25 protein-coding genes are annotated in these 25,506 nt (G+C 66.6%); 16 read left to right on the top strand and 9 right to left on the bottom strand.

Going from position 1 to position 25,506, the window contains the following annotated elements:
- Positions 1-169: 169 nt before the first annotated feature.
- Entirely contained in the window at positions 170-1,927 is a 1,758-nt protein-coding gene (locus AAGA11_13350) for a hypothetical protein (protein ID MEM9603846.1), read from the top strand.
- 78 nt (positions 1,928-2,005) lie between these two features.
- Here the strand turns inward: AAGA11_13350 and glgA are convergent, their stop codons facing one another.
- On the bottom strand, positions 2,006-3,502 hold the full coding sequence (gene glgA, locus AAGA11_13345) for a glycogen synthase GlgA (GenBank protein ID MEM9603845.1): 1,497 nt from the start codon (positions 3,500-3,502) through the stop codon (positions 2,006-2,008).
- A 390-nt stretch (positions 3,503-3,892) separates the two neighbouring features.
- Here glgA and rpsO point away from each other — a divergent pair, with 390 nt between their 5' ends.
- The 3 genes from rpsO (at position 3,893) to AAGA11_13330 (ending at position 7,261) form a co-directional block, all read left to right on the top strand.
- Positions 3,893-4,165 carry a 30S ribosomal protein S15 gene (gene rpsO / locus AAGA11_13340; protein MEM9603844.1) on the top strand — a complete coding sequence of 91 codons (273 nt, stop codon included), beginning with the start codon at positions 3,893-3,895 and terminating at the stop codon, positions 4,163-4,165.
- Positions 4,166-4,185: 20 nt separating this feature from the next.
- Positions 4,186-6,279 (top strand): polyribonucleotide nucleotidyltransferase, encoded by a 2,094-nt coding sequence (pnp, locus tag AAGA11_13335; GenBank protein MEM9603843.1) that lies wholly within the window; start codon positions 4,186-4,188, stop codon positions 6,277-6,279.
- Positions 6,280-6,478: 199 nt separating this feature from the next.
- The gene (locus tag AAGA11_13330) at positions 6,479-7,261 is read left to right on the top strand and encodes a DUF547 domain-containing protein (protein ID MEM9603842.1); all 783 of its coding nucleotides are present in this window, start codon (positions 6,479-6,481) and stop codon (positions 7,259-7,261) included.
- Between the two features lie 14 nt (positions 7,262-7,275).
- On the opposite strand, the gene aroQ is transcribed toward AAGA11_13330, so the two are convergent.
- Positions 7,276-7,734 (bottom strand): type II 3-dehydroquinate dehydratase, encoded by a 459-nt coding sequence (gene aroQ, locus AAGA11_13325; GenBank protein MEM9603841.1) that lies wholly within the window; start codon positions 7,732-7,734, stop codon positions 7,276-7,278.
- 70 nt (positions 7,735-7,804) lie between these two features.
- Here aroQ and AAGA11_13320 point away from each other — a divergent pair, with 70 nt between their 5' ends.
- The 5 genes from AAGA11_13320 to AAGA11_13300 all read left to right on the top strand — a co-directional run bounded on the left by AAGA11_13320 (position 7,805) and on the right by AAGA11_13300 (position 11,899).
- A complete protein-coding gene (locus tag AAGA11_13320; protein MEM9603840.1) occupies positions 7,805-8,965 on the top strand; it encodes an FAD-dependent oxidoreductase in 1,161 nt (386 codons plus the stop codon).
- Between the two features lie 2 nt (positions 8,966-8,967).
- Positions 8,968-9,156 (top strand): CPXCG motif-containing cysteine-rich protein, encoded by a 189-nt coding sequence (locus AAGA11_13315; protein ID MEM9603839.1) that lies wholly within the window; start codon positions 8,968-8,970, stop codon positions 9,154-9,156.
- A gap of 40 nt (positions 9,157-9,196) precedes the next feature.
- On the top strand, positions 9,197-10,156 hold the full coding sequence (locus AAGA11_13310; GenBank protein ID MEM9603838.1) for a DMT family transporter: 960 nt from the start codon (positions 9,197-9,199) through the stop codon (positions 10,154-10,156).
- Positions 10,153-11,061: a LytTR family DNA-binding domain-containing protein gene (locus AAGA11_13305; GenBank protein ID MEM9603837.1), complete on the top strand. Its 909-nt coding sequence runs from the start codon at positions 10,153-10,155 to the stop codon at positions 11,059-11,061. Before AAGA11_13310 ends, AAGA11_13305 begins: the two co-directional genes overlap by 4 nt.
- Positions 11,062-11,227: 166 nt before the next feature.
- Positions 11,228-11,899 carry a hypothetical protein gene (locus AAGA11_13300; protein MEM9603836.1) on the top strand — a complete coding sequence of 224 codons (672 nt, stop codon included), beginning with the start codon at positions 11,228-11,230 and terminating at the stop codon, positions 11,897-11,899.
- Between the two features lie 6 nt (positions 11,900-11,905).
- Here AAGA11_13300 and AAGA11_13295 read toward each other — a convergent pair whose 3' ends face one another.
- Positions 11,906-12,325: an Rrf2 family transcriptional regulator gene (locus AAGA11_13295; protein ID MEM9603835.1), complete on the bottom strand. Its 420-nt coding sequence runs from the start codon at positions 12,323-12,325 to the stop codon at positions 11,906-11,908.
- A 194-nt stretch (positions 12,326-12,519) separates the two neighbouring features.
- Here AAGA11_13295 and AAGA11_13290 point away from each other — a divergent pair, with 194 nt between their 5' ends.
- Genes AAGA11_13290 through AAGA11_13265 form a run of 6 tightly spaced genes read left to right on the top strand, consistent with a single transcriptional unit; the run spans position 12,520 to position 18,060 of the window.
- Complete coding sequence (locus AAGA11_13290) at positions 12,520-14,043, top strand: ABC transporter substrate-binding protein (protein MEM9603834.1); 1,524 nt, start codon at positions 12,520-12,522, stop codon at positions 14,041-14,043.
- The gene (locus tag AAGA11_13285) at positions 14,040-14,723 is read left to right on the top strand and encodes an ATP-binding cassette domain-containing protein (GenBank protein MEM9603833.1); all 684 of its coding nucleotides are present in this window, start codon (positions 14,040-14,042) and stop codon (positions 14,721-14,723) included. The genes AAGA11_13290 and AAGA11_13285 overlap by 4 nt, the downstream gene beginning before the upstream one ends.
- Positions 14,717-15,442, top strand: a complete 726-nt coding sequence (locus AAGA11_13280; protein MEM9603832.1) for an ATP-binding cassette domain-containing protein — start codon at positions 14,717-14,719, stop codon at positions 15,440-15,442. Before AAGA11_13285 ends, AAGA11_13280 begins: the two co-directional genes overlap by 7 nt.
- Entirely contained in the window at positions 15,439-16,377 is a 939-nt protein-coding gene (locus tag AAGA11_13275; protein ID MEM9603831.1) for an ABC transporter permease, read from the top strand. Before AAGA11_13280 ends, AAGA11_13275 begins: the two co-directional genes overlap by 4 nt.
- Positions 16,370-17,164: an ABC transporter permease gene (locus AAGA11_13270; GenBank protein MEM9603830.1), complete on the top strand. Its 795-nt coding sequence runs from the start codon at positions 16,370-16,372 to the stop codon at positions 17,162-17,164. Before AAGA11_13275 ends, AAGA11_13270 begins: the two co-directional genes overlap by 8 nt.
- Entirely contained in the window at positions 17,161-18,060 is a 900-nt protein-coding gene (locus AAGA11_13265) for a DMT family transporter (protein MEM9603829.1), read from the top strand. Before AAGA11_13270 ends, AAGA11_13265 begins: the two co-directional genes overlap by 4 nt.
- A gap of 13 nt (positions 18,061-18,073) precedes the next feature.
- On the opposite strand, the gene AAGA11_13260 is transcribed toward AAGA11_13265, so the two are convergent.
- From AAGA11_13260 to AAGA11_13235, 6 genes are read right to left on the bottom strand one after another with little or no spacing between them, the layout of a single operon-like run.
- Entirely contained in the window at positions 18,074-19,045 is a 972-nt protein-coding gene (locus AAGA11_13260) for a 2-hydroxyacid dehydrogenase (protein MEM9603828.1), read from the bottom strand.
- Positions 19,038-19,883 carry a fumarylacetoacetate hydrolase family protein gene (locus AAGA11_13255; protein MEM9603827.1) on the bottom strand — a complete coding sequence of 282 codons (846 nt, stop codon included), beginning with the start codon at positions 19,881-19,883 and terminating at the stop codon, positions 19,038-19,040. Before AAGA11_13255 ends, AAGA11_13260 begins: the two co-directional genes overlap by 8 nt.
- Positions 19,884-19,896: 13 nt before the next feature.
- Complete coding sequence (locus AAGA11_13250) at positions 19,897-21,690, bottom strand: IlvD/Edd family dehydratase (protein MEM9603826.1); 1,794 nt, start codon at positions 21,688-21,690, stop codon at positions 19,897-19,899.
- On the bottom strand, positions 21,687-22,430 hold the full coding sequence (locus AAGA11_13245; GenBank protein ID MEM9603825.1) for an SDR family oxidoreductase: 744 nt from the start codon (positions 22,428-22,430) through the stop codon (positions 21,687-21,689). The genes AAGA11_13250 and AAGA11_13245 overlap by 4 nt, the downstream gene beginning before the upstream one ends.
- 12 nt (positions 22,431-22,442) lie before the next feature.
- A complete protein-coding gene (denD, locus tag AAGA11_13240) occupies positions 22,443-23,459 on the bottom strand; it encodes a D-erythronate dehydrogenase (protein ID MEM9603824.1) in 1,017 nt (338 codons plus the stop codon).
- Between the two features lie 23 nt (positions 23,460-23,482).
- Positions 23,483-24,163, bottom strand: coding sequence for a GntR family transcriptional regulator (locus AAGA11_13235; protein ID MEM9603823.1), 681 nt, complete (start codon positions 24,161-24,163; stop codon positions 23,483-23,485).
- 186 nt (positions 24,164-24,349) lie between these two features.
- Here AAGA11_13235 and AAGA11_13230 point away from each other — a divergent pair, with 186 nt between their 5' ends.
- Complete coding sequence (locus AAGA11_13230; protein ID MEM9603822.1) at positions 24,350-25,360, top strand: TRAP transporter substrate-binding protein; 1,011 nt, start codon at positions 24,350-24,352, stop codon at positions 25,358-25,360.
- The last annotated feature ends 146 nt before the right edge of the window (positions 25,361-25,506 follow it).

Raw genomic sequence — 25,506 nt, 5'->3', positions numbered from 1 at the left:
GGGCGCCCCCGCCACCGGGGCGTGGGGGCGCGCGGGGGTGTGCGGTGGCCCACCCGGCTCCGCGCCCGACCGAACATGACGAACCTGACATGTTTGAATGGCGTTTGGTCATGCTAGGGGGGTTACAGCCTTGTTAGAGTGGCGCTCGGACAACACACGAGCCAAGGCAATGGACGCTGCTGTGCTGTGGTACCGGCGAGGTCGCCGATTCTCTCCCCAGGTCGCGCGGTGGCTGGCCGTCGGACTGCTTGCTGCCCTCCTGGCGGCGTGCGACGGCTCGGGCACACCCGCGTCGACCGACACTGGATCGACGACCGGGCAGGGCGCGGGCCAGGGTTCGTCCGCCGGCGGCGGCACCACCACCGGCTCAGGTGGCGGGGGTGGCACCGGGTCCGACTCGGGTACCGGTTCGGATACCGATGCCGGCTCGGGCACTGACTCTGGTTCCGGTACGGATTCAGGCTCCGGCACCGACCCCGGCACGGGCACCGACCCCGGTACAGGCACCGACCCCGGTACGGGCACCGACCCCGGCACGGGTACCGACCCCGGCACGGGCACCGACCCCGACACGGGTACCGACTCGGGCACAGGCACCGACCCCGGTTCAGCGCCCGCACCCGCGCCGCTGACGCTGTCCGCGGTGGCGCCACTCGCGAACACGGTGCCGGTCTGGACACCGGCGGGCTACCGCTTCGATTTCACCAGCTCGAACGATGCGGGCGTAGCGCAGTACCGCGTGTCCACCTTCAACCTGGACGCGGGCACGGATTCGGGTGTGACGACGGTGGCCGCGCAGAACGGCACGAACACGCGCTATCGGGTCCACCGGGACATCCTGCTGACGCCCGGTGTCAGCTACCGGTGGCGCGTGTTTGCGCACGCGGCCGATGGCGCCGAGTTGGCGCGCTCGGCCGACAACCTCTTTACGGTGCCTGCACCGCTGCTTGAACAGATCACGCCCGAGCCCGAGGCCAACGTGGTCCACAACGAGCTCGGCGAGTACGCGTTGTTCGCGCGCGTCAACGCCTTCGACGAGACCGGGTCCGACGTCACCATCCCGGGCGCGTCCGAGCTGCGCGTGTCCACCTTCGACCTGGCCGACGGTGTCGGCACCGGTGTGACGACGAAAAGCTGGTCGGCCGCCTCCATCTTCGACGCGAGCTTCATTGGCTACGAGGAAGTCAGGACGCGCTACGACCGCGACGTGGCGCTCGACATCGGCAAACGCTACCGCTGGCGCGTCTTCCTGCACGACACGGCCGGGAACGAAATCGCCCGGTCGGCCGACGCGTTCTTCACTGTGGTGGCGCACGACGGCTCCGACGCCCAGATGATTCCGCCACGGCATGTGCTGCGCTCGCGTGGCGCGAACACCTTTGTCACGCGGGCGGACTACCGCGGCACGGCCGCATCGGCGAGCCTGAACAGCAATTGCCGCGGCACAGGCGCCTGCGACTTCGTCATCGATGTGATCGAAAACTACCTCGAGTGTCTGTACACCCGCGCCGACGGCAGCGCCGCCGCGCGGCCCGGCTTCAAGTTCTCGATCAACCACCGGTCCTTTGGGCCCGGTGGGCGCCCGAGCTCCACCGGCTCAGCCCGGTTGATCGCCAAGGCCCGTGACAGCTACTGGTTCGAGCGCACCGAATCCGGCGGCGGCGGGGACCCGGAATCGCAATCGCTGCCCGCGCTGTTCGACGCCTTCGATTCCGTGATTGCCGGCAACTACGCGCCGGCCGGATCGCTCGAAGAGCAGAACCGAAACGGCAGCTGCGGCACCTTGTCCGAAGCCGAGTTCCGCCGGCGCTACATGATCGACCGCTTCCCGGACTTCGAGACCGGGGCGCCGCCGGCCGTGGCACCAGACACGCAGTTGCTGAGCAGCCAGCAGTTCCACTTTTATTCGCGGCCGCAGCGCCCCTAGTGAGCGAACCGCCTCGGGCGTTACTCGAGCGGATCGTGTGGCGTCGCGCCGTGGCGTGAGGTGGCCGGTTCGCGGCGCCTAGCCGTGCACCAGCTGCGGCCGGAAACCCTGGCGCTTGCGGTGGTTGTTGACCGCGAGGGTTTCGGCGTAGCACGCCAGGTAGCCGCGCGCGCTGCGACGCCAACTGAATTCCCAGCCCATGCCGTTCTGTTGCAGGCGCGCCCAGCGGATGGGTTCGTTGCGGTAGCAGTGGATCGCGCGCTCGATGGCGGTTGCCACCGCACGGCCGGTGAGGTTTCGAATCGTGAAGCCGTTGCTGCGTGCGTGGCCGCTGGCGTTGTCGAACACGGTGTCGCTGATGCCGCCGACGCGGTGGGCAATCGGCAGGGTGCCGAAACGCAGCGCGAACATCTGGGTCAAGCCGCAGGGTTCAAAGCGGCTCGGCATCAGAAAGGCGTCGCCGCCGGCGAACAACCGGTGGGAGAAGCCCTGGTCGAAGCCCAGGCGCACCGCGATGCGGTCGGGCTGGGCGTCGGCGAGTTCCAGCAGGTCCTCGACCAGCGGGTTGCTGCCGTGCCCCATCACCGCCAGCTGGCAGTTGAGGCCCGGGCTGTTGCGCAGCGCGTCGATCACGAGATCGATGCCTTTCTGCTCGTCGAGGCGTGCCGCGAGCACGAGCAGCAGGCTGTCGGGGTCGGGCGAGAGCCCCAGTTCGCGCTGCAGGTCGCGCTTGTTGGCGCGTTTGGCGACGAGATTCCAGGTGTCGTAGTGGTGCGCGAGGTGCGGTGACTGGGACGGGTCCCAGAACGCCGTGTCGATCCCGTTGAGGATGCCCCACATGTCTTCGGCGCGGTGCTGCATCAGACCGTCGAGACCGCAGCCGAACTCGGGGGTCTGAATCTCGCTGGCGTAGCTCGGGCTGACGGTGTTGATGCGGTCGGCGAACACCAGGCCACCCTTCATGAACGAGAAGTCGCCGTGGAACTCGAGCTTTTCCATGTCCCACCAGTGGGCGGGCAGCTTCAGGGTGTCGAAGGTCTCGCGGCTGTAGATCCCCTGGTAGCGCAGGTTGTGCACTGTGAACAGCGTGGCGGGGCGGTCGACCTCCTCGGAGAGGTACGCCGGGATCAGGCCCGTCTGCCAATCGTTGCAGTGCACCAGATCCGGCCGCCAGTCGAGGCCGGCGCGGCCCATGGCAATCGCGGTGGCGACCTGCGCGAACAGAGCAAAGCGCGATGCGTTGTCGGCCCAGTCGCGGCCGTTTTCGTCGCAGTAGGGCGAACCCTTTCGGGCGGAGAAGCACGCGTGGTCCACGGTCAGCACCGGCACGTTGCTGTCCGGCATCAGGCCCTGCCGGATAGTGGCCGTGCCGAGCGCCACGTTCGCTTGGCCGACGATGCGCTGCTGCGGCACGCCGCTGGCGACATCGGGGTAGGCCGGCAGGACGATGCGGACATCGTGACCGGCGGCGTGCAGTGCGCGTGGCAATCCGTTTGCGACGTCAGCCAATCCGCCGGTGCGCACCAGCGGTGCGGCTTCACTGACGGCAAACAAGATGGTGTGTTGTAGTGGCACGGTGAATCGCCTTGTCCGTGGGGCCTCGCGGCCCATTCACATCGGCAACGTCGCACGCAGGCGACGAGCGGGGTTCCCGGTTCTCCTGCAATTCACCCGCCAGATGTGGTGCCGGACGGCTTTCAGTCCGGTGAAGGATGCTGTCGGTGGGTTCGCGTTCCCTGCGCCGGATTCGAGTTGATGACGGCGTCAAAGCCAACAAATTGACACGTCGATGTCAATTTGCGGCGCCCGGGGGTGAGCTCGGTGGCGGGGCGGCTCCACACGCCGGTTCGGACGGGCCGTGTGCGCGCCTTGCGCAGAGTGGGTGGGTAATTGTTATAATGTCGTGTTTACTTGTATCGATCACACACCACTCAACACGTCACGTGTTCGGAGTTCAATAACACGATGTCATGCCTCAGCGCTGAGCAGAAAGCTCAAATTGTCTCAGACAACCAGCGGGGAGCCACCGACACAGGCTCGCCGGAAGTCCAGGTCGCTCTCCTGTCCGGTCGCATTTCGCACCTCACCGAGCACTTCAAGTCGCACAAACACGACCACCACTCGCGCCGCGGGTTGCTTCGCATGGTCAACCAGCGCCGCAAGCTGCTCGACTACCTGAAGCGCAAGGATCAAGGCCGCTACTTCGACCTCATCAAAAAGCTCGGCCTGCGCCGATAAACCACCCAACAGGTACACCCGTGTCAAAAGCGACCAAGAGCTTCAGTTTCGGCGACCAGACCGTCACCCTGGAAACCGGTGAGATTGCCCGGCAGGCCTCCGCAGCCGTCATGGCGAGCATGGGTGATACCCAAATGCTTGCAACCGTGGTGGGGCGGCGCGAAGCCAAGCCCGGTCAGGATTTCTTTCCGCTGACCATCAACTACCAGGAAAAGACCTACGCAGCAGGGAAGATCCCCGGCGGGTTCTTCAAGCGCGAGGCGCGCCCCAATGAAGAGGAGGTCCTGACCAGCCGTCTGATCGACCGCCCCTTGCGGCCGCTTTTCCCGAAAGGGTTCAAGAACGAAGTTCAGGTCATCATCACCGTGATGTCCGTCGACCCGGAGCTCGGCACCGAAGTGCTTGCCATGCTCGCTGCGTCGGCGGCGGTGTCGCTCTCGGGCATTCCCTTCGACGGCCCGATTGGCGCCGCGCGGGTCGGGTACCAGAACGGCAACTACATCCTCAACCCCACCAAGACTGCGCTGCAGAGTTCCGACCTGCTGCTGACGGTGGCGGGTACCGAGGACGCCGTGTTGATGGTGGAATCCGAAGCCAAGCTGCTCTCCGAAGAGGTGATGCTCGGTGCCGTGATGTTCGGTCACGAGCAAATGCAGGTCGCCATCTCCGCCATCAACGCACTCGTCGCCGAGGCCGGCCAGCCCCGCTGGGCATGGAGTGCGCCGGCGAAAGACCAGGCTCTCGAAGACCAGGTCAAGGCCGCTGTCGGCGACGGCATCGGCGAGGCCTACCGCATTGTCGAGAAAACCGAGCGTCTCGAGAAGCTGTCCGTGCTTCGCCACGCGGCGATCGACGCGGTCGTGAGCGACGGCGGGTACAGCGAAGACGATGTGCGTGGCGCTTTCTCCGCGCTCGAGAAGAGCATCGTGCGCTCGCGCGTGAGCGCGGGCGAACCGCGCATCGACGGCCGTGCCCACGACACCGTGCGTGCCCTGAACATGCAGACCGGATTGCTCAAGCGCACCCACGGTTCGGCGCTGTTCACCCGCGGTGAGACCCAGGCGATTGTCACCGCCACGCTCGGCACCGCACGCGACTCGCAGATCATCGACGCGCTCACGGGCGAGTACAAGGAGCCCTTCCTGCTGCGTTACAATTTCCCGCCGTACTGTGTCGGTGAAGCGGGCTTCATGGGTTCGCCGAAGCGCCGAGAGATCGGCCACGGCAAGCTCGCCAAGCGCGGCGTGCTCGCCGTGATGCCGAACGTCGAGGATTTCCCGTACACCATTCGCCTGGTGTCCGAAATCACCGAGTCGAATGGCTCGAGCTCGATGGCCTCGGTCTGCGGCTCCTCGCTCGCGCTGATGGACGCCGGTGTGCCGATCAGCGCGCCGGTGGCCGGTATTGCGATGGGCCTGGTCAAGGAAGGCGACAACTTCGCGGTCCTTTCCGACATCCTCGGTGACGAGGACCACCTCGGCGACATGGACTTCAAGGTCGCCGGTTCGGCTGACGGCATCACGGCGCTGCAGATGGACATCAAGATCCAGGGCATCACGCGCGAGATCATGCAGCAGGCGCTGGAGCAGGCCAAAGCGGGCCGCCTGCACATCCTCGAAGCCATGAACCAGTGCATCGATGCGCCGCGGGCCGAGCTCTCCGATTTCGCGCCGCGCTACCTCTCGATCAAGATCGACCCCGAGAAGATCGCGGCCGTCATCGGCAAGGGCGGCGCAGTCATCCGCGCGATCACCGAGGAGACCGGTGCGTCCATCGACATCGAGGACGACGGCTGGATCCGCATCGCCTCGGTCGACCGCAGTGCCGGCGAAGACGCCAAAGCGCGCATCGAGTCGATCACCGCGGACGTCGAGGTCGGCAGCGTGTACGAGGGCAAGGTGGTCCGAATCATGGACTTCGGTGCGTTCGTCAACATCCTGCCGGGCAAGGACGGGCTGGTACACATCTCGCAGATTTCCGAGGAGCGCGTTCAGAACGTCTCGGACGAACTCTCCGAGGGCCAGACCGTCAAGGTCAAGGTGCTCGAGGTGGACAAGCAGGGCCGAATCCGTCTCAGCATGAAGGCCCTCGCGGCCGACGCCGCCGAGGCCTGAGGCCACCGCCATACGGGGCGGTCTGCCGACCGGTCCGCTGCCGAAGAAGGGAGCCCTGTGCTCCCTTTTTTGGTTTGGGGCGCGGCGGCCGATACAGGGGACAGGACACGACTGCGTCGGCCGCACCTGCTACCGGGCGCGGCACTTTCTCGCGCGTGTCCAGTCACAGAGGCAACCGATGCACACCGCGAGGTCCCCCATGTTCAGCCGTGTCTTGTCGCTGATTGCGCTGTTGCTGTTGAGCCCGGCGTTGCTCGCGAAACCTTTCGACCACGAGCACACGGCCTGGTCCGAGTTGCTCGACAAGCACGTGCGCTGGATCGACGGTGTGGCGTCGCAGGTCGACTACGCCGGCATGGCCGCTGACCAGGCGGCACTCGACGCGTATCTGCAGACCCTGAGCGCCGTCACGCCGCGCGCCTACCGCAAGTGGAGCCGTGATCAGCAGCTCGCGTTTCTGATCAACGCCTACAACGCGTTCACCATCGACCTGGTGCTGACAAAGTACCCCGATCTCAAATCGATCAAGCAGATCGGCGGGTTTTTCAAGAGTCCCTGGAAAATCGAGATCGGCAAACTGCTGGGTCAACCCCGCACGCTCGATGAGATCGAGCACGAGATGATCCGCGAAGCGGGCGTGTTCGACGAGCCGCGCATCCACGCGGCGGTGGTCTGTGCCTCGATCGGCTGCCCGGCCTTGCGCACCGATGCCTTCACCGCCGAGCGCCTGGAGATCCAGCTCGAAGACAGCATTGTCCGATTCCTGTCCGACCGGTCACGCAACCGACTGCGCGGTGACGACTTGCAGGTCTCGAAGATCTTCGACTGGTACGGCGACGACTGGGACGACCTCAAGGCCTTTTTCGCGCGCCACGCGGTGATCCTCGCCGACGACGCAGCCGGGCAACGGCTGATTCGGGAGGGGGCCTACGACCTCGACTTCCTGAGTTACGACTGGGACCTGAACGACCTCTCGGGTTGAATCCGAGCACACTGTCAGGCGTGGTGGACCTCGGGCGGGGTCGGCTGGCGCGCGACCCACGCAAGCGCGAGTGAGTAACTCTCGGCGCCGAACCCGGCGATCACGCCGCGCGCAACCTGGGACACGAAACTGTGGCGGCGGTACTCTTCGCGGGCGTGCACGTTGGACATGTGCACCTCGACCACCGGCGCCTGGCACAGCGCCAGGGCATCCATCAGGGCAATCGACGTGTGAGTGTACCCCCCGGCGTTGATGATCAGCGGTTCAGGGTGTCGGGCGAGTTGTTGTACCCAGGTGATCAGTTCGCCCTGGCTGTTGGTCTGGCGGATCACCGCCTCCAGGCCCAGCGATGCCGCCTCGGCGACCAGCGTGTTGCAGAGGTCCGTGTAGCCGGTCGAACCGTACAGGCTCGCGTCGCGCTGGCCCGTCATGTTGATGTTGGGCCCATTGAGTATGTGGACGGTGCGGCTCACGCGCGCTCTCCTCGAAACCGGTGTGCAGAGTATACCGGCACCGCGTGTTTCGACTGGTGCGGCGGGTACAATGGCCCCATGTCTCCGCAAACGCTACGCCAACATGACCGCGCTCGCCGCTGACGTCACCGTCGTCGGTGCCGGGCTCACCGGCGCGGCCCTGGCCTACGGTCTGGCGCGCCGCGGGTTGCGTGTGGTCCTGCTCGACGCGCGCGACCCGCTCACCGACCTCGCACCGGCCGTTGCGCCGCTGATGGTGCAGGACGCACGTCTGGCTGGTGAGGGTGCGGCGCAACTCACCCAGTTGGCGGTGCAGAGCTGGGTGGATTTCGACACCGAACTCGCCGACATCGCCGGCTGCCACCTGCAATACCGACGGGACGGCGGCTTGCACCTCTGTGCAACCGAGACCGACTGTGCAGCCCGGCAGGCGGCGTTGCTGGCGTCGAACCGCGCGGCACCGTCGGCACCGTCGGCGTTTGAAATGTTGGACGCGGCCGCCTTGCGGCGATTGGTGCCGCGGCTCGACGGCACGCTCGCTGGCGCGAGCTACTGCCGCGATGACGCCCGGGTCAACCCGCAGGCGGTGCGGCGCGCGCTCGGGCTTGCCCTGGTCCGGCTCAAGGTGGACTACCGACCCCACTGCCGTGTGCAATGGGTGCGCGAGCAGGGTGGGGAGTGGGTGGTGATGGCGCGCGGACTGGCGGTCGGGTGCGGTCGTGTGGCGATCGCCTGCGGGATCGACGGCGCCGCGCTGGTGCCGCCCGGCGACGGCGTGACACCCCGGCTGCGGTCGAGCGCACACAGTGTGGTGCAAACCCAGGCGCTCGCACCGTTCCTGCCGTTTGCCACCAGCCAGTTCACCCAGGCCGGCGACGGGTCGCTGTTGCTCGACGCCGCGGCACTCGGTGTGGCGGTGGACGCCGACGCCGTGGCCGTGCGCACGCGGGCCGCGGCGGTGTGCACCGGTGTCGGCCAGGTGGGCGTGATTCGCAGCTGGCACCGCGACCGTGCGGTGGCGCCCGATGGCGGCGCCTGCTACGCGCCACTCGACACGTCCGCGCGCTGTTGGTTGTTGGCCTCGCCCGAGCCGGTGCTGCACCTGCCGGTGCACGGCGGTGTGGTCGCCGATGCCGTGGCGGGGCGGGTTCCGGCGTCGGGGTTGTGTGCCTTTCACGGCGGGCCAACCTCGGCCGGCGTGGTCTCGCCCGGCATCGACCGCACGGGGTGAGTATGCAAACACGAGAAACAAGACAAGGCTGCCCCTATTGTGGCGAGGTGCTGGACCTGATCATCGACGAATCGGTGCCGGATCAGCGTTACGTCGAGGACTGCCAGGTGTGTTGTCGCCCGATCGACGTCGCTACATGGGAAGACGTGGACGGCGTCATACAGGTGCAGTTGTACCGCGACGACGAGTGAGGCCGCCGCTACACTCTGTGGTCGTGAGCACGAGGGGAGCATGACGGTGTTGCGGACAACGGCCCAGGACAGTGTGACGCGCGGGGTGCTGTGCGCACTGGTCGGGTTCGCGGTGTTTTCGGTGCAGGACGCGCTGGTCAAGAGCCTCGGCAATTACTCGGCCTTCCAGGTGCTCTTCTTCGCGATGTTGTTCGGCTACGTGCCGTTCTCTCTGGTGCAGGTGTTTGACCGCACCGAACGGTCGTTTCGCCCAAAACACCCCGGTTGGGTGCTGTTGCGGGCCTACTGCGCCGTCGCAGCCGTCTGTCTGGTGTTCACGGCATTTACGGTGCTGCCGTTCGTGCAGGTGTACGTGGTGATTTTCACCGCACCGCTGCTGATCTCGCTGCTCGCGGTGCCGATGCTCGGCGAGCGGATCCACATCTTCCGGGGTGTGGCCATTCTGCTCGGCTTCGCCGGTGTGCTGATCGTGCTGCGGCCGAGCGTCGAATCGGTGCACTGGGGGCACCTCGCGGCGATCATCGGCGCCTTCCACATCGCGCTCGGTTCGGTGATCTCGCGGCGGCTCGGCGGCAAGGAGCAGGCGGGCACGATGATGGTGTTCCCGCTGCTTGCCAACATCCTGGTGTCGGGGGTGGGCCTCCTGTTTGTCTACCGGCCGATGCCGCTGCAGGACCTCGCGCTCATGTGCCTGACCGGTGTGTTGGCGATGATTGGGCAGTACCTCCTGCTGACCGCCTACCGCACCGCACCGGCGGCGCTGGTCGCGCCGATGCAGTACAGTCAGCTCATCTGGGCGGTGCTCCTCGGCTACGTCTTCTTTGCCGAATCGATCGATGCCATGACCGTCGCCGGATCCGCGATCACAGTGCTCGCGGGCGTGCTGATTGTCGTGCGCGAAGTGCAGGTCTCGCGTGTGCAACCGAACCTGCGCACCCGCAACGTGCGCGGCGTGGCCGCGGCGCCGATGCGCAGCTCAGAGCACGACGACGCCCCATGACCGCCGTGCGAGCCGCCTTCGTCTCGCTGACTGCGCAACGGCTGACGTTTGGCGCGGTGGCCCTGGTGGCGCTGCTCGTTGTTGCGCAACCGGCAGAGACCGGGGCGTTGGCCTGGCCGTCTCGGACGGTGTACTGGGCGTTGCACGTACTGCTCGGTCTCGCAGCGCTCTGGCTCGCCGGGGAGTTGCTCACACGCGCGGCGCCCGGTCGGACGCTCTGGACGTGGGTGTTGTGCGGGCTGATCGGCACGGCCTTTGCCGCGCCCGGTTTCCAGGCACTCGAGTGGCTCTGGCCCCTGGCGGGTGATGCCGACGTTGACGGCGCGCTCGACCGCCTGGCGGCGGGCAGTGGGGCGGGGGCCCTGCTGGCCGAATTCCTCGGCACCTTGCCGTGGGTCATGTGCGGGTGGGCGCTGATCAACGGGCCGCTCTGGCGAGACGCTGTGTCGCCAGCGACGGCACCAGCGTGCCCACCGGCGTCGGGGCCTGCAGCCGTCGACGCGGCGGCCGTGCCAGCACCGCCGGACGACGGCCCGCCGCCTGCCGACGCCGTGCTGCCGGAATCGTTGCGGGATCGGCTGCCGACACGCGCCCTCGGTGATTTCGTGTCGATCTCGGCGGACCTGCATTACCTGCAGGTCGTGACCACAACCGGGCGCTTCACGGTGCTCGGCCGCTTGCGCGACGCGGTCAGCGAGCTGTCCGACATCGGTCTGCAGGTTCACCGCTCGCACTGGATTGCCGATGCACACGTCGAGCGGGTTATCCGCCAGGGCAGCACAACGGTCTGTGTGCTGAGCACCGGTGACCGCGTGCCGGTGAGCCGGCGTCGCGCGCGCGACGTGATCGAACGCTTCGGCCAAGGCGTCGTGCACCGCTCGGCCGCGACCCCGCCCGACGCCTGAAACCGCCCGTGCCGTCGGTGCCGTTGGTGCAACGGCCCGCCGTTCGTGCAGCGTTTGCACCGCTCGTGCGACCGGCACTCGGATTGCCGCAGGGGCGTCGCTAGGGTAACCGACAGGCAAGGCCGTTGCGGCGTGTGCCACCCTCAGTTCACCCTTGGAGAGCACCATGATCCACCCACTGACTCGAATGGCGGCCCCGGTTGCCGTCGCCCTGACCGCCGCGGTTGCCAGCGTGCCCGTTCACGCCGAGCCCCCCACGGGCTGGCGTCTCGTCGCCAGCGTTGGCGCCAGCCACCTGCCGGACGTCTCGACCGAGATCAGCGGCACGGGCGACATCGACGGCGCCTACCGCGTGCACAACGACGGCGGCTTCAGTGGCGGTCTCGGACTGCGTCACCGCTACGCCAACGGTTGGGAAAGCGAGATCGCCTGGGAGTACCGGAGCAACGACACGGAACTCGTGCCGACCGTCGGTGGCACGCCGCTCAGCGGCGGCAACTACGCGTCAAACACCTTTTTCCTTAACGCCCGGCGGTACTTCGGGCCGGTGTTGGGCGGTGAGGGCTACGTCGGTGCCGGCGTGTTCATCACCCAGGAACTCGATATCGACTACGAACCGGCCGGCGGCGAGCGGTCCTTCGAGCAAGGCGGGGCCTGGGGCGCCCAACTGCTCGCCGGTGTGGTCCGGCCGCTCAATGAGCGCTGGTTTGTCGGCGGCGAACTGCGGGTGGCGTCGCTCACCGGTGAAACCCTCGACGCCGAGTCCGGCACCGGCACCGTCGGGCCGATCGACTACGAGCCGGTGTCGCTGCAAGTGCACCTGGGGTGGGCGTTCTGAAAGTGTCTATGCGGTGCGTGCAGGGGCACTGCAGATATCGGCGATGGTCGTTTCGCCCAACCGTTCAACCAGCGTCTGTTCGACATCCGCCATCACGGCCGAGACGCGGTCGTGCAAGGCGTGTTCGATTGCGCAGGACAGTGAACAGGTGTCGACAACGGTGTCGACGGTACGTTGGTCCAGTGCCAGGTACACGTCGGCGAGGCTAATGTCGTCGGGGTTTTGCGCCAGCCGCCAGCCCCCGGCGTGTCCCTTCTCGGAATGCAGGAGATTGGCGTCTCGCAGACGCCCGAGAACGCGCCGAACGACCACGGCGTTTGTGCCGGCGTGCTGGGCAATGTCGGCAGAGGTTTGGGTGCGTGCAGGATCGCTCGCCATGTGGCTGAGGGTGTGTAAAGCGAGCGCCAGCCGACCGTTGCGTTTCATGGCGCGAGTGTAGCGGCTGTCATCATGTAACAAAAGGGGTTGCATGAAACCGGTGGCTCGGGTAGTTTCCTCGCGCTTGCTGTTCCGCAGCCGACCGTGTCACGGCGTTGACCGCCCCGACACGGTGGTTCGCCTGAACCGGCAGCCAATTACCAACCGCCACAGACTTTCAGTCACGATACAGGAATACCCGCATGACACCTATAAACCGATTCATCACCGCTGCGGCGGTGGCGTTCGGCCTGAGCCTTGGCGCTGCTGCCCAGGCACAGACGCTGACCATCGCCGCCACCTGGGGCCCGGGCGACGAAGTGCCCGACCCGCGCGCAGGTTACAACGGCTGGTTGTCAAACCAGACCGGCGTTACCGAAACCCTCATGGGAATCGACTACGACCTGAACCTCTACCCGCGCGTTGCCGCCGGCATCGAACAGGCGTCGCCGACCACGTGGCGTGTCACCCTGCGAGAAGGTGTGCTGTTTCACGACGGCACGGCGGTCACTGCGCAAGCCGTCGCAGACGCCATCACGGCCATTTCCGAAGAGGGCAACGCGGGCCACAACGCCCGGGTCTCCAAGCTGCTCGACCTTGCCAGTGTGAGCGCTGACGGCGACGCGGTCGTCGTGTTCGAAACCAACAGCCCGAATGCGGCCTTTCCGTGGACGCTGTCAGAGCCGGCGATTGCCGTTCTCGGCTCGGCGTCGGACGCGTTCCCGATCAACGCGACGGGCCCGTACGTGTTCAAGGAAGCGGTGCCGAAACAGCTCTACCGCGCCGAAGCGAATGCCAACTACCGTCTTGGCACACCCGGCTTGTCCGAGGTGCGCGTGGTCGTCTCCGGTGATCCGGCGTCCTCCGCGCTCGCGTTCGAGGCGGGTGAAGTCGACATGGTCATCAATTACCCCGAGACCGACTTCGCGCGTATCCAGTCGGACGGCGCCCAAGGCTTTGCGTCCCCGACAGCACGCCTGTACTTCTACACGGTCAACGCGGCGAGCGGCCCGCTGGCCAATCCGCTGATCCGCCGCGCCGTGTCGCTTGCGATCGACCGCCAGGGCATCGTTGACGCAGCGCTCTCCGGCGTGGGCGGTGTGCCCGCTGGCACGGTTTTTCCGGATGGCAAAGGCTGGGCGGCTGACATCCCCGCGACCTACGACCCCGCGCAAGCCGAGGCATTGCTTGCCGAGGCGGGCGCCGTCAAGGACGGTGGCACGTGGATGCTCGATGGCGAGCCGCTCGAGATTGACATCGTGACCTACTCCAGCCGCGCCGCGCTGGCGCCGACAGCCGAAATCACTCAGGCGTACCTGCAGGCAATCGGTGTGACATCCAGCGTGAAGGTGGGCGAGTACGGTGCGAGCAACGATGCCGTCGCCGACGGGTCGGCTGATCTCTTCCTGCAAGCCTGGGTCACCACACCGCAGGGCGACCCCGGTGCCGTGCTCGAGGCGCTGTTGAAGTCGGACGGCGGTTCGAACGCCGGGCAATACGCCAACCCCGAGTTGGACCAGCTGCTCGCCGACGGTCGCGAGAACTTTGACCACGCAACCCGGAAGGACATCTTCGACAAGGTGCAGGCGATCATCGCCGAAGACGCCGCGATGATTCCGGTGTTCCACGTGAGTCAGACCAACGTGGCGCGCGCCGGCTTGAGCGGTTACGCCGTGCACCCGACCGAAACCTATTGGGTGACCCACGAGACCACACTCACGGAATGAGCTTGTCTGTTTCCGGCCTGAGCGCGGTGCGCTCAGGCCGGATCACCCTCCACGACACGGCGCTGACCTTTGAGCGCGGTGAGCGTGTGGGACTGGTGGGTGCCTCCGGATCCGGCAAGTCCACGCTCGGCCACGCGCTCGTCGATGCGATGCGCGCGCGCGGAGAGCACGTCGCCTTTGTGCCACAGAGCCCGGACGACGCGCTCGATCCGCTGCGCAGCATGGGGTTTCACTGGCGCGAAGCGGAGCGGGCACTCGGCCTGGCACCCGACGACGCGCGTCGAGCGTCGGTGTTTTCGACGCTTGCCATCGAGCACGGCGACCTGGGCAAGCGACCCTGGGGCTGGAGCCGAGGCATGCAACAGCGCTTCGTCATCGCGCTTGCGCTGATTGGCACGCCGGCCCTGATCGTGCTCGATGAGCCGACATCCGCACTCGACCCCGTTGTCGCGGCGGACACCATGGACTTGCTCGACACCACGCTCGCGGACACCGACACCGCGGCGTTGCTGATCACGCACGATCTCGGGCTGGCCGCGCGGCGTGTCGATCGGCTCATGGTCATGGACGCAGGCAGAGTGGTTGAGGACGCAGCGACCACGGCGTTGCTGGCTCAACCGAAAACCGACGCGGCGCTTGCCCTGACGCAACACCGAAGCTGGGTGTCACTGCCATGTTGAGGGCCGATGCGCTCTGTGTGCGGCGCGATGCACACCAGACGTTGTCAGACATCTCGTTCTCCGTCGAACCCGGACAAACGCTCGCGGTGGTGGGCGAGAGTGGCGCCGGCAAGTCGACCCTGTTGGCGGCGGTCCTCGGGCTCGTGGAGCCGGCCAGCGGCGCAGTGCGTTGGAACGGTGCGCCGGTGTCGGCGTGTCGACCCTCGCTCGTGATGCAGGAACCGCGCGCGGCATTCAACCCGGCCTTGCCTTTGCGCCGCTCCGTGTTCGAACCGGTGGTGGCCAGAGGCGCGGCGCCGGACGCGAGTCAACTCGACCGGCTTTGTGGTCGGTTGGAGCTGCCGGTGGCCTTGCTCGATCGGCGGCCCCACGAGGTGTCCATCGGACAGGCACAACGGGTGGGGATCTTGCGTGCGTTGATTGCCGCACCGCCACTCGTGTTGTTCGACGAGCCGTTGTCCGCGCTCGACGCTGTGACGCAAAAACACACGGCACGACTGATCTCGGAGTTGCAACAGGAGTACAACTTCACCGCCTTGGTGGTGACTCACGACCTGGGGTACGCCGCTGCGCACAGCGACAACATCGCGGTGTTGCGCAACGGGCACATGGAAGAGGTGACCGGGTCGGTAGACTTCATCGCCGAACCGCAGTCCGCCTACGGTCGACGGTTGTTGGACGCCGCGGTGGCGCTCGGTGCGGTGGAGCGCGCGGCGTGAGGCACGTGCTCATCGGGTTTCTCTGCCGCGCGGCCGTGGTGCTGAGCGGGGCGGCGCTCGCGACGTTTGCGCTGTTGTGGTTCGCGCCCGGTGACCCGGCGCTCGCGATCGCACTCGCGCGCTATGATGCCCTGGTGACCCGAGAGGTTGTGGATCTGGTTCGAGCGGAATCGGGGCTCAACCAGGGGTTCTGGGGGGCGTTTGTCGATTGGGTCGGCCCGCTTCTGGTCGGCGATTTCGGCTATTCGTCGGTGTCCGGTCGGCCCGTGGGACCGGACCTCGCGTCCGCTGCGGCCTACACCGTCCCGCTCGCGTTTGCCGGGCTCGTGATCGGTCTCGCTGTCGCGCTGCCGCTCGCCATACTCGCGGCGCGACACCCGGGCAGCCTGCTCGATCGGGCGGCCGTCGCGGTGGCCTCCCTCGGGGCCGCGATACCGGCCTACTGGCTCGGGCTGCTGCTGATTCTGCTGTTTGCCGTGAAGCTCAGTTGGCTGCCCGCGATGGGCGCGCGCACGGCGGCACACGCCATTCTGCCCGCCGCCACACTCGGGCTCGGGGTGGCAGCCTCGCTGACACGCATCATCCGCTCCGGGATCCTCGAGGCGCGCCTGCAACCCTTTCTGCCCGCGTTTGAGCGACGCGGTGTCGAACCCCGTGCCATCAACCGGGACCACATTGCACCGCACGCGGCGGTGCCGGTCGTGACCGTGCTCGGCCTGGAACTCGCGTTTCTGCTTGAGGGCGCGGTGATGATCGAAGTGATCTTCTCCCGGCCCGGGCTCGGCAGCTTTCTCGTAGATGCGATCGAGGCGCGGGATTTTCCGAAGGTGCAGGCCGTTGTGGTCCTGGCGGCCGTGTTGTTCGTCGTTGTCAACCTGTTGATTGATGTGTTCTACCGGGTGATTGACCCACGGATGGGTGATCGCGATGCGTAGCGTGGCGTGGTTGGTGATCGCGTGCCTGCTGGTTGCGGTGGTCGGGCCGCTGCTTGCGCCCTACGATCCAACCGCGATCAACATCCCCAAGCGCTTGCAGCCGCCGAGCGGTGATTGGTTGCTCGGCACCGATGCGCTCGGACGGGATATCTTGTCGCGGTTGCTGCACGGTGCGCGGTGGTCGCTCGGGCTTGCGTTTCTGGTGTCCGTCATCGGCCTGGTGATCGGCACGGTACTCGGTCTGATCTCGGCGATGGGTGGCAAGGCCGTCGATTGGGCCATCATGCGCGTGACCGACACGTTTCTCGCGTTCCCGGAGCTTGTTGCTGCCGTGGTGATCGCCGGATTGCTTGGCGCTGGTACCGGCACCTTGGTTTTTGCGTTGAGTGTGGTGAGCTGGATGCGATATTGCCGCGTCGCACGCGGTATCGGGTTGTCGGTGCAGCACCGTGGGTACGTGGTGCAGGCACGGCTCGCAGGGCTCTCGCCGCTTGCGATCGCGCGTTGGCACTACCTGCCGTCGCTGCTCCCGTCGCTGACGGTGGTTTGGACCGGCATGTTCGCGCGCGCCATTCTCGGCATCTCTGCGCTCGGTTTTCTCGGCTTCGGTGTGCAGCCCCCGACACCCGAGTGGGGCACCATGCTGCTCGACGCGCGCATTCACATGCGCTCGACACCCTTGCAGATGATCTGGCCGGGTATGGCGGTGGTGGTGTGCGTGCTTGCGATCAACTTGTGCGGTGACGCGCTTCGGGACGCGCTGGCTCGGCATGAAGTCGAACCGTGAGTTTGTCTGATCAACCCGGAGTCGGAATCGGGCTGCGCATTCTGTCCGGCGTGTTCATGGCAGGCATGTATGTGAGTGTCAAAGCGGTCAGTGAGGATGTGCCGCTCGGCGAAATCGTGTTTTTCCGCTCGTTCTTTGCCTTGATCCCACTGGTTCTCTTCTTGTGGTGGCGCAACGAGTTTCCGGGTGGGCTCGCGACCCGGCGCCCGTTCGATCACTTTCTTCGCTCCAGCTTCGGTGCACTCGCGTTGTTTGCCGCATTCGCGGCCCTCGCCCGGCTCAACATCGCCGAGGCCATTCTGATTGCGCAGCTCTCGCCCATGCTCACTGCCGTGGCAGCGGTTATCCTGTTGTCAGAGCGGTTGACCGTGTGGCGTGTGGCCGGGTTGATTCTGGGTTTCAGCGGTGTGCTGATGCTCGTGTGGCCCGAGCTTGGCGGTGGCGAACTGGAGCGCACGCGACTGCTCGGTATCGCGCTCGGTCTGGCATCGGCCGCGTTGTCAGCCCTTGCCTTGATCATGGTACGCAGCCTGAACAAGACAGAGAGTCCGGGTGCCATTGCACTCTACTTCGTACTGGCGTCCATGGTGGGATCGATGTTCACGGTACCGCTCGGGTGGGTGTGGGCTGAGGGGAGCACCTTGCTGTTGCTGGTGAGCGCAGGGTTGTTCGGGGGATTCGCCCACATCGCGATGACACTGTCGTTTCGCTACGCCGAAGCGTCCCGCCTGGCGCCGTTCGAGTACCTCGCACTGCTGTGGCCGCTGTTGGCCGACCTTCTGATCTTTCGGTTGCCTCTCTCCACGAGCTTCCTGTTGGCGGCACCTCTCGTGTTGGCGGGGGCGGCGGTGGCCGCACTGGAGGGCACGCGGCGCGCGGCCGCGCAACCCGACTAGGCCACGGCGCCGCTCAGTGCGCGGCGCACTCGGGCACCGGCGTCAACACGGCGCCGTCGCGCCGCCAGCTCAGGAGGTTGTCGACGGTGAGGTCGCCCATCGCACGGCGGGTCTCGACCGTTGCGCTGCCGACGTGCGGCAGCAGCACCACGCGGTCGCTCCGGGTCAGGGCTTCCGGGATGGTCGGCTCGTGCTCGAACACGTCGAGCCCGGCCATGTGCAAGCGTCCCTCGGTGATGGCATCGACCAGCGCGGCCTCGTCGACCACTGAGCCGCGCGAGACGTTGATGAGCGTCCCGTCGGGGCCGAGCGCGTCGAGCACCTCGCGGTTGACCAGGTGTTGCGTGGACGCACCACCCGGCGTGATCACCACGAGGTAGTCGGAGGCCTCGGCAAGTGACGCCGCGCTGGTGTGGTGGGTGTAGTCGACGTGGTCCCGGCGGGTCCGGGTGTGGTAGTGGACCTGGCAATTGAAGGCTTGCAGTTTGGACGCCAGCGATTCGCCAATGCGGCCGAGCCCCAATATCCCAACCGTGGCCCCCTCGATCGAGCGCGTCAGCGGAGCAGCACCCTTGGCCGCCCAGGCGCCGCTGCGCGCCCAGGCGTCGTCGCGCAGCAACTGCCGGCTGGTGGCGAGCATGAGCATGATCGCGGTATTGGCGACGTCGGCGTTCAGCACGTTCGGTGTGTGGGTCACCATGATGCCCCGGTCGGCGGCGGCGTTCGCGTCGATGGCGTCGTAGCCGACGCCGCAGCAGGAGATCACCTTCAACGCCGGCAGGGCGTCCATCCAGTCGGTCGAGAAGCCGTCGTGTCCGTTGGTGACCGCGCCGAAGACGGTGGCGCCGTGTTCGGCGACGAACGCGTCGCGATCGACGATGTCGGCCAGCGTGTGCACGCGGAAGTGTTGGTGCAAGGCGTCGAGTGCGTGCGGTGGTACGCCGCCGACGTAGAGCACGGCAGGCTGAGGTGCGGTGTCAGTCATCGGCGCGCACCCGTTGCGACTGCGCGCCGAGCTTGTCGATCCAGAGATCGACCCGGTCGCCGTCCTTGAGGAACTGCGGCGGTGTCATGCCAGCCCCGACCCCAGGCGGGGTGCCGGTGCTGATGACGTCGCCCGGGTGCAGCGTGAAGAGCTGCGACAGGTGCGAGATGATCTCGGCCACGGTGAAGATCTGGGTCCGTGTGTTGCCGCGCTGCCGTGGCTCGCCGTTGACATCGAGGCCCATGTCGAGGTTCTGCGGGTCACCGACTTCGTCGGCAGTCACCAGCCACGGGCCGGTCGGGCCGAAGGTGTCGCACGACTTGCCCTTGGTCCACTGGCCGCTGAGCTGGGTTTGAAAATGGCGTTCCGAGACGTCGTTGACGAGGCAGTAACCGGCGACGTGACTCAGCGCGTCCTCGACATTGACGTATTTGGCGATCGTGCCAATGACGACGCCGAGCTCGACCTCCCAATCGGTGTGGGTGGACCCGCGCGGCAACACCGTATCGTCGTTCGGGCCGACCACGGCGGAGTTGGCCTTGAAAAAGAGGATCGGGTGGTCGGGAATCGGGTTGCCGGTCTCCTCGGCGTGGTCGCGGTAGTTCAAGCCAATGCAGAGAAACTTGCCGATGTCACCCACGCACGGGCCGAGGCGCGGCGTGCCGTCGACCGCGGGCAGGGTGCTGGGGTCGATCCCGGCCAACGTCGACAGCGCCGCCGGGCCGAGGCAACGGCCATCGATGTCGTTCACGTGGCCGGACAAATCGCGCAGCGTGTTGGTGTTGTCGAGAAGCCCCGGGCGTTCTGCGCCCGGGTCGCCGTAGCGAAGCAGTTTCATGGGTGGACTTCCATCAGTGGTTGTTGCGCGGCAGGCTGCCCGCCGCGATGCGTTTGAAATCGGGCGCGTCGCCGAGCACCATGCCCTCGCTGAAAGGTCGGACCTCGCGCCGGAACAGGCGTTGCCAGGGTGTCTGGTCCGCCGGGCTCTGGTAGCCCCCGGCCGCGTCCAGCGCCGCGCGCCGTGCGTCGAGCGTCGCGGTGTCGAGCAGCATGTCGGCGGTGCCGGCGTTGAGGTCGATGCGCACGCGGTCGCCGGTCTGCAGCAGCGCAAGCCCGCCACCGTCAGCGGCTTCCGGAGACGCGTTGAGGATCGACGGCGACCCGGAGGTGCCCGACTGACGCCCGTCGCCGATGCACGGCAGAGCGCTGATGCCCTGTTTGATCAGGTAGTCGGGCGGGCGCATGTTGACGACCTCTGCCCCCCCGGGGTAGCCGATCGGTCCGGCGCCGCGCATCACCAGCAGGCAGTCGGCGTCGATCTGCAAGGCCGGGTCGTCGATCCGCCGGTGAAAATCCTCGGGCCCGTCAAACACGATGGCGCGCCCTTCAAAGGCATTGGGGTCGTCGGCGTTCTCGAGATAGCGCGCCCGAAACTCCGGTGTGATCACGCTGAGCTTCATGATCGCCGAATCGAACAGGTTACCGCGCAGGTTGACGAAGCCGGCCTGCTGCTGAAGTGGCGTTGCAGCCCTGTGAATGACATCCGGGCTGATGATCTCGGCGCCACGGCAATTGTCGGCCAGGCTGCGGCCGTTGACAGTCAGCGCGTCCGGGTGGGGCAGGAGGTTCGCCTCGAGCAACTCCGCGATCACCGCCGGGACGCCCCCGGCGCGGTGGTAGTCCTCGCCGAGGTAGCTGCCGGCCGGCTGCAGGTTGACCAGCAACGGGATGTCGAGCCCGAGGCGCTGCCAGTCGTCGTTGTCGAGTGGCACACCGATGTGGCGCGCAATCGCGTTGAGGTGAATCGGTGCGTTGGTCGAGCCGCCGATCGCGGAGTTGACGACGATGGCGTTCTCGAAGGCCTCGCGGGTCATCACGTCGGACGGTTTGCGGTCGGCACGCACCATCTCGACGATGCGCTGGCCAGTGCGGTAGGCCATCTGACCGCGCTCGCGGTAGGGTGCGGGGATCGCGGCCGCCCCCGGCAACTGCATGCCGAGGGCCTCGGCCAGCGAGTTCATCGTGGTGGCTGTCCCCATGGTGTTGCAGTAGCCGACCGAGGTCGCGCTGGAGGCCACCAGGTCGGTAAAGCCGTTGTCGTCGATGTCGCCGGCGGCGAGCAGTTGCCGCGCTTTCCAGACGATGGTGCCACTTCCGGTGCGCTCGCCGCGGTAGAACCCGTTCAACATCGGCCCGACCGAGTGCGCGATGGCCGGGATGTCGACGGTCGCAGCCGCCATCAGCAGGGCGGGGGTGGTCTTGTCGCAGCCGATGTTCAGCACCACGCCGTCGATCGGGTAGCCGTAGAGCGACTCGACCAGCGACAGGTAGGCGAGGTTGCGGTCGAGCATCGCGGTCGGGCGCTTGCCGGTCTCCTGGATCGGGTGCACCGGAATCTCGATCACGGTGCCGCCCGCCTCGATCACCCCGTCGCGCACGCGACGGGCCAACTCGACGTGGTGGCGGTTGCAGGGCGACAGGTCTGAGCCGGTCTGCGCGATGCCGATGATGGGTTTTCCGCCCTGCAGTTCCTCGCGCGTCAGGCCGTAGTTCAGGTACCGCTCGAGGTAGAGCGCCGTCATCTCCGGGTCGTCGGGGTTGTTGAACCAGGCGCGCGAGCGCAGCGGCCGCTCGGCGTCGCTCACGAAGTCCAGCCCCCGTCGATGACCAGGGCCTGGCCGGTGGTAAACGCGCTTTCCTCCGAGGCGAGGTAGACCGCGAGCGCCGCGATTTCCTCGGCCTTGCCGACCCGTCCCATGGGCTGCCGGGCGACGAAATCCTTCATGCCTTGCACCGCGTCGCCAGTCGCGGCAACCCGCTCGCGGAACGACGGGCTGTCGACGGTGCCGGGGCAGATCGCGTTGCAACGAATGCCCTGTGTCACGTACTCGTGGGCGATCGACTTGGTCAGCCCGACCACGGCGGCCTTGGTGACCGTGTAGACGCAGCGGTTCGGCGCGCTGATCACGGATGACAGCACCGACGACATGTTGATGATCGAGCCGGTGCCGCGCTCGAGCATGCCCGGCAGCACAGCGCGACAGGTGTGCCACATGGCGCGGATGTTGAGGTCGATCGCGAAGTCGAGGTCTTCGTCGGTCGCGTCCAGCAGGCTGCCGTGGTGCACCACGCCAGCGCAGTTGAACAGCACGTCCGCGGCGAGGTCGGGCAGCATCGCGCGGATGGCGGCCGGGTCCAGCACGTCGAGCACCGCGGTCTCGATTGTGTTTTCGCTGTCTCGCGCCAGCTCAGCCAGGGTGTCGGCGCTGATGTCGGTCGCGATCACGTGTGCGCCCTCGGCCGCCATGGCGAGCGCAGTGGCGCGACCGATGCCTTGGCCGGCGGCGGTGATCAGGGTGCGTTTTCCGGCGAGTCGTTCGGTCACAGGGCGCGTTCCTCAGGTTGGCGGGTGGTGGGGCAAGTCGTCTTCGATGTAGACGCGGATGATGTCTTCGTAGCTCGCTTCGCTTCGGAAGCCGAGTGCCGGCGCGCGCTGGACGTCGAAGTTACGCGGCCAGTTGTGCACGATAGCCGCGACCTCGGGGTCCGGTTGGTGCACGATGCGCGCGACCACGTCGCCACCGGCGACGCTGCGCAGGGCCTCGATCTGCTCGGCAACGGTACAGGAATAGCCGGGCATGTTGAGCGTCGGGCGACCGCCGAGGTCGGCTTGGGCGAGGGTGGCAGCGTGGGCCAGAAAGCCCGCCGCCGAGCGCGGTGACGCGTGCCAATGGCGCACCGAGTCGTCGACCGGCAACACGGCACGCTGGCCGTTGAGCGGCTCGCGGATGATGCTCGAGAAGAACGAGGAGGCGGCGAGGTTGGCCTTCCCCGGGCGCACCGTGACCGTGGGCAAACGGACGCTGATGCCGTCGACGAATCCTTTGCGGCTGTAGTCGGCGACCTGCAACTCCGTCATGGCCTTCTGCGACCCGTAGGACGTCAACGGGGTGGCGTGGAAGTCGTCGCCGATCTTGTCCGGGAACGGCGCGCCGAACACCGCGATGCTCGAGGCGAACACCAGGCGTGGGCGGTAGCTGCCGTCGCTGGCGAGGTGCTCGTTGCGCAGGGCCTCGAGCAGCGCCCAGCTGCTGCGGGCGTTGATGTCCCAACCGCGATCGAAGTGCCGCTCGGCGTCGCCTGAGACAATCGCGGCCAGGTGGAACACCGCGTCGGCGCGCTGCGCGGCCAGCCAGTCGGCCTCGCCCGCCGTGTGCAGGGCGCCCGTGCGCGTGCTGACCGAGAAGGGCAGGCCCTCCGGTGCGGCGGGCTCGACGATGTCGTAGAGACAGACCGATTCGATTGCCTGCCCGGGCAGGCCGTGCGTCGCGAGGTGTTGCAGCAGCTTCTGACCGAGCATGCCGGCACCGCCGAGGATCAGGATGCGCGTGCCTGCGTCGCCGTGCTCAGTCATGGGGGTTACCTCGTTCGGTGTCGCTATGCCAGGCCCCGAAGGTTGGCATCTTCGCCCAGCGCATGGAAGTGCGCGCGGATGGCCGCCTGACAGCGCGGTGTGTCGCGTGCGAGGGCGCTGGCGAGGATGTCGGCGTGTTCGGGCACGGTGCGTTCGCGGAAGCCGTAGGTGGGCAGGATGGAAATGGCGTGCATGCGCGAGCGCTCGTGCGCGTTGAGCCGGGCCGCGCGCAGGGTGGTCGACGGGCACGCGGATGCCAACGTCTCATGGAACTCGCTGTCCGTGCGGGTCCAGATCTCGATGAAGGGGTCGAGCACCGTGGCCTCGCGCATCTTCTGCTCGACGTGTGCGAGCTTGTGGTGGGCGGCTGTCAGGCGTGCTTCCCATTCGACGTCGCCGTGCGCAATCGAACCTTCAACACAGGCGCACTCGAGCAGCGAGCGCAATTCCATCGCGTCGTTGAGCGACCGCATCGATACCTCGGGCACGTGGAAACCGCGGTTCTCCTCTTGCACCAGCAGACCCTCGCCGGTCAGACGCAACAGGATCTCGCGCGCAGCGCTGGCGCTGAGCCCGAAACGGGTCTTGACCTGCTCGGCTTTCAACCGGCTGCCCGCGTGAAAGCCGCCGGTCATGAGCGCGGTCTTGACGCGCTCGAACGCACTGCTTTGCGGGGGTCCGAGTTGTGGTTCGGGGCTTGCCATGTGGCTCCTGTGCAGGCCGTTCCCGGCGATTCTGCCAGAGATTCGAAAAAAAGAGAAAATTTCGAAACTTTGTTGATTCGCAGGTTATGCACTGATAGTGTGCCGTGCAAGTCGACGACAAGAAGCGGCACCACCCTTTTTTTCAGAACAGCGCAACCACGCGCACCATCAGGGAGACTTTGCTTGATGAAACTCAAGAACGCTTTGCTCACGGCTGCGCTGGCTGCCGGACTGTCTACGGCGGCCGTTGCAGACACCACGTCGTTGCGCATCCAGACACACTTCTCACCCGAAACCCTGTCCGGTCAGATGGCGGCCGAGTGGGTCGAAGACGTCCAGAAGATGTCGAACGGCGAAATCCAGATCGAGATGTTCTACTCGTCGTCTGTGGTCAAGTCGGTTGAAACCTTCGACGCCGCGGTCAACGGCATCCTCGACTGCGACATGACCGGCGGCGGCTACCAGACCGGCAAGAACCCGGCGTTCCAGTTCGCCGGCGACCTGCTCGGCGGCTACACCAACCCCTACCAGCAGCTCGCGTGGATGCTGCACGCTGGCGGTTTCGACAAGGTTCAGGCGCTGTACAACAAGTACGACATGGAGTTCGTCGGCTGGTGGATCCCGGGCCCCGAGTCACTGTCGTCAACCAAGCCGATCGCCGGCGTGGCTGACTTCAAGGACTGGAAATTCCGCTCTCCGCCGGGCCTGGCAACCAAGGTCTTCGCGGCCATGGGCGCCTCGCCGATCGTGATGGATTTCAACGAGATCTTCACCGCGCTCGAGACCGGTATCATCGACGGTGCCGATGCGGCCAACCTGACCAACAACGTCGGTCTTGGCCTCTACGACATCGCCGAGCACACCAACTACCCGGGCTTCCACTCCATGCCTGCGGACCACCTGGCGTGTAACAAGGCCGTGTGGGATGACATGCCGGCGCACCACCAGCACATCATGAAGATCGCGATGGAAGCGCTCGCTCTGCGCAACGCCACCGCGAACGAAGTGAAGAACGCGCAAACCGCGAAGGACCTTCGTGCCAAGGGCGTCAACCTGTACGAGTGGTCTCCCGAAGAGCTCGGCAAGTACCGTGAAGCGGTCAAGATCGGCTGGACCGAGTTTGCCGACAACGACGACGCAAAAGCCCTGCTGGAGTCGCACATCGACTTCCTGACCAACATGGGTCTGATGAAGTAAGGCACCGACGGGTGCTACTGCAAGCCGGGGTTGCGTGAGTGATCCCGGCTTGTTTTGTTTCAGCCGGACGGGCCGGCAGCGTTCGCCGTTGCCCGTGCGGCGCAGAGGTCCGGTCGGTGTCGGGATCGGGCGTCCGATGACGAGGA

Source organism: Pseudomonadota bacterium (genome assembly GCA_039196715.1).
Lineage (GTDB): Bacteria > Pseudomonadota > Gammaproteobacteria > CALCKW01 > CALCKW01 > CALCKW01.
This window is presented reverse-complemented; position numbering and strand designations above follow the sequence as displayed.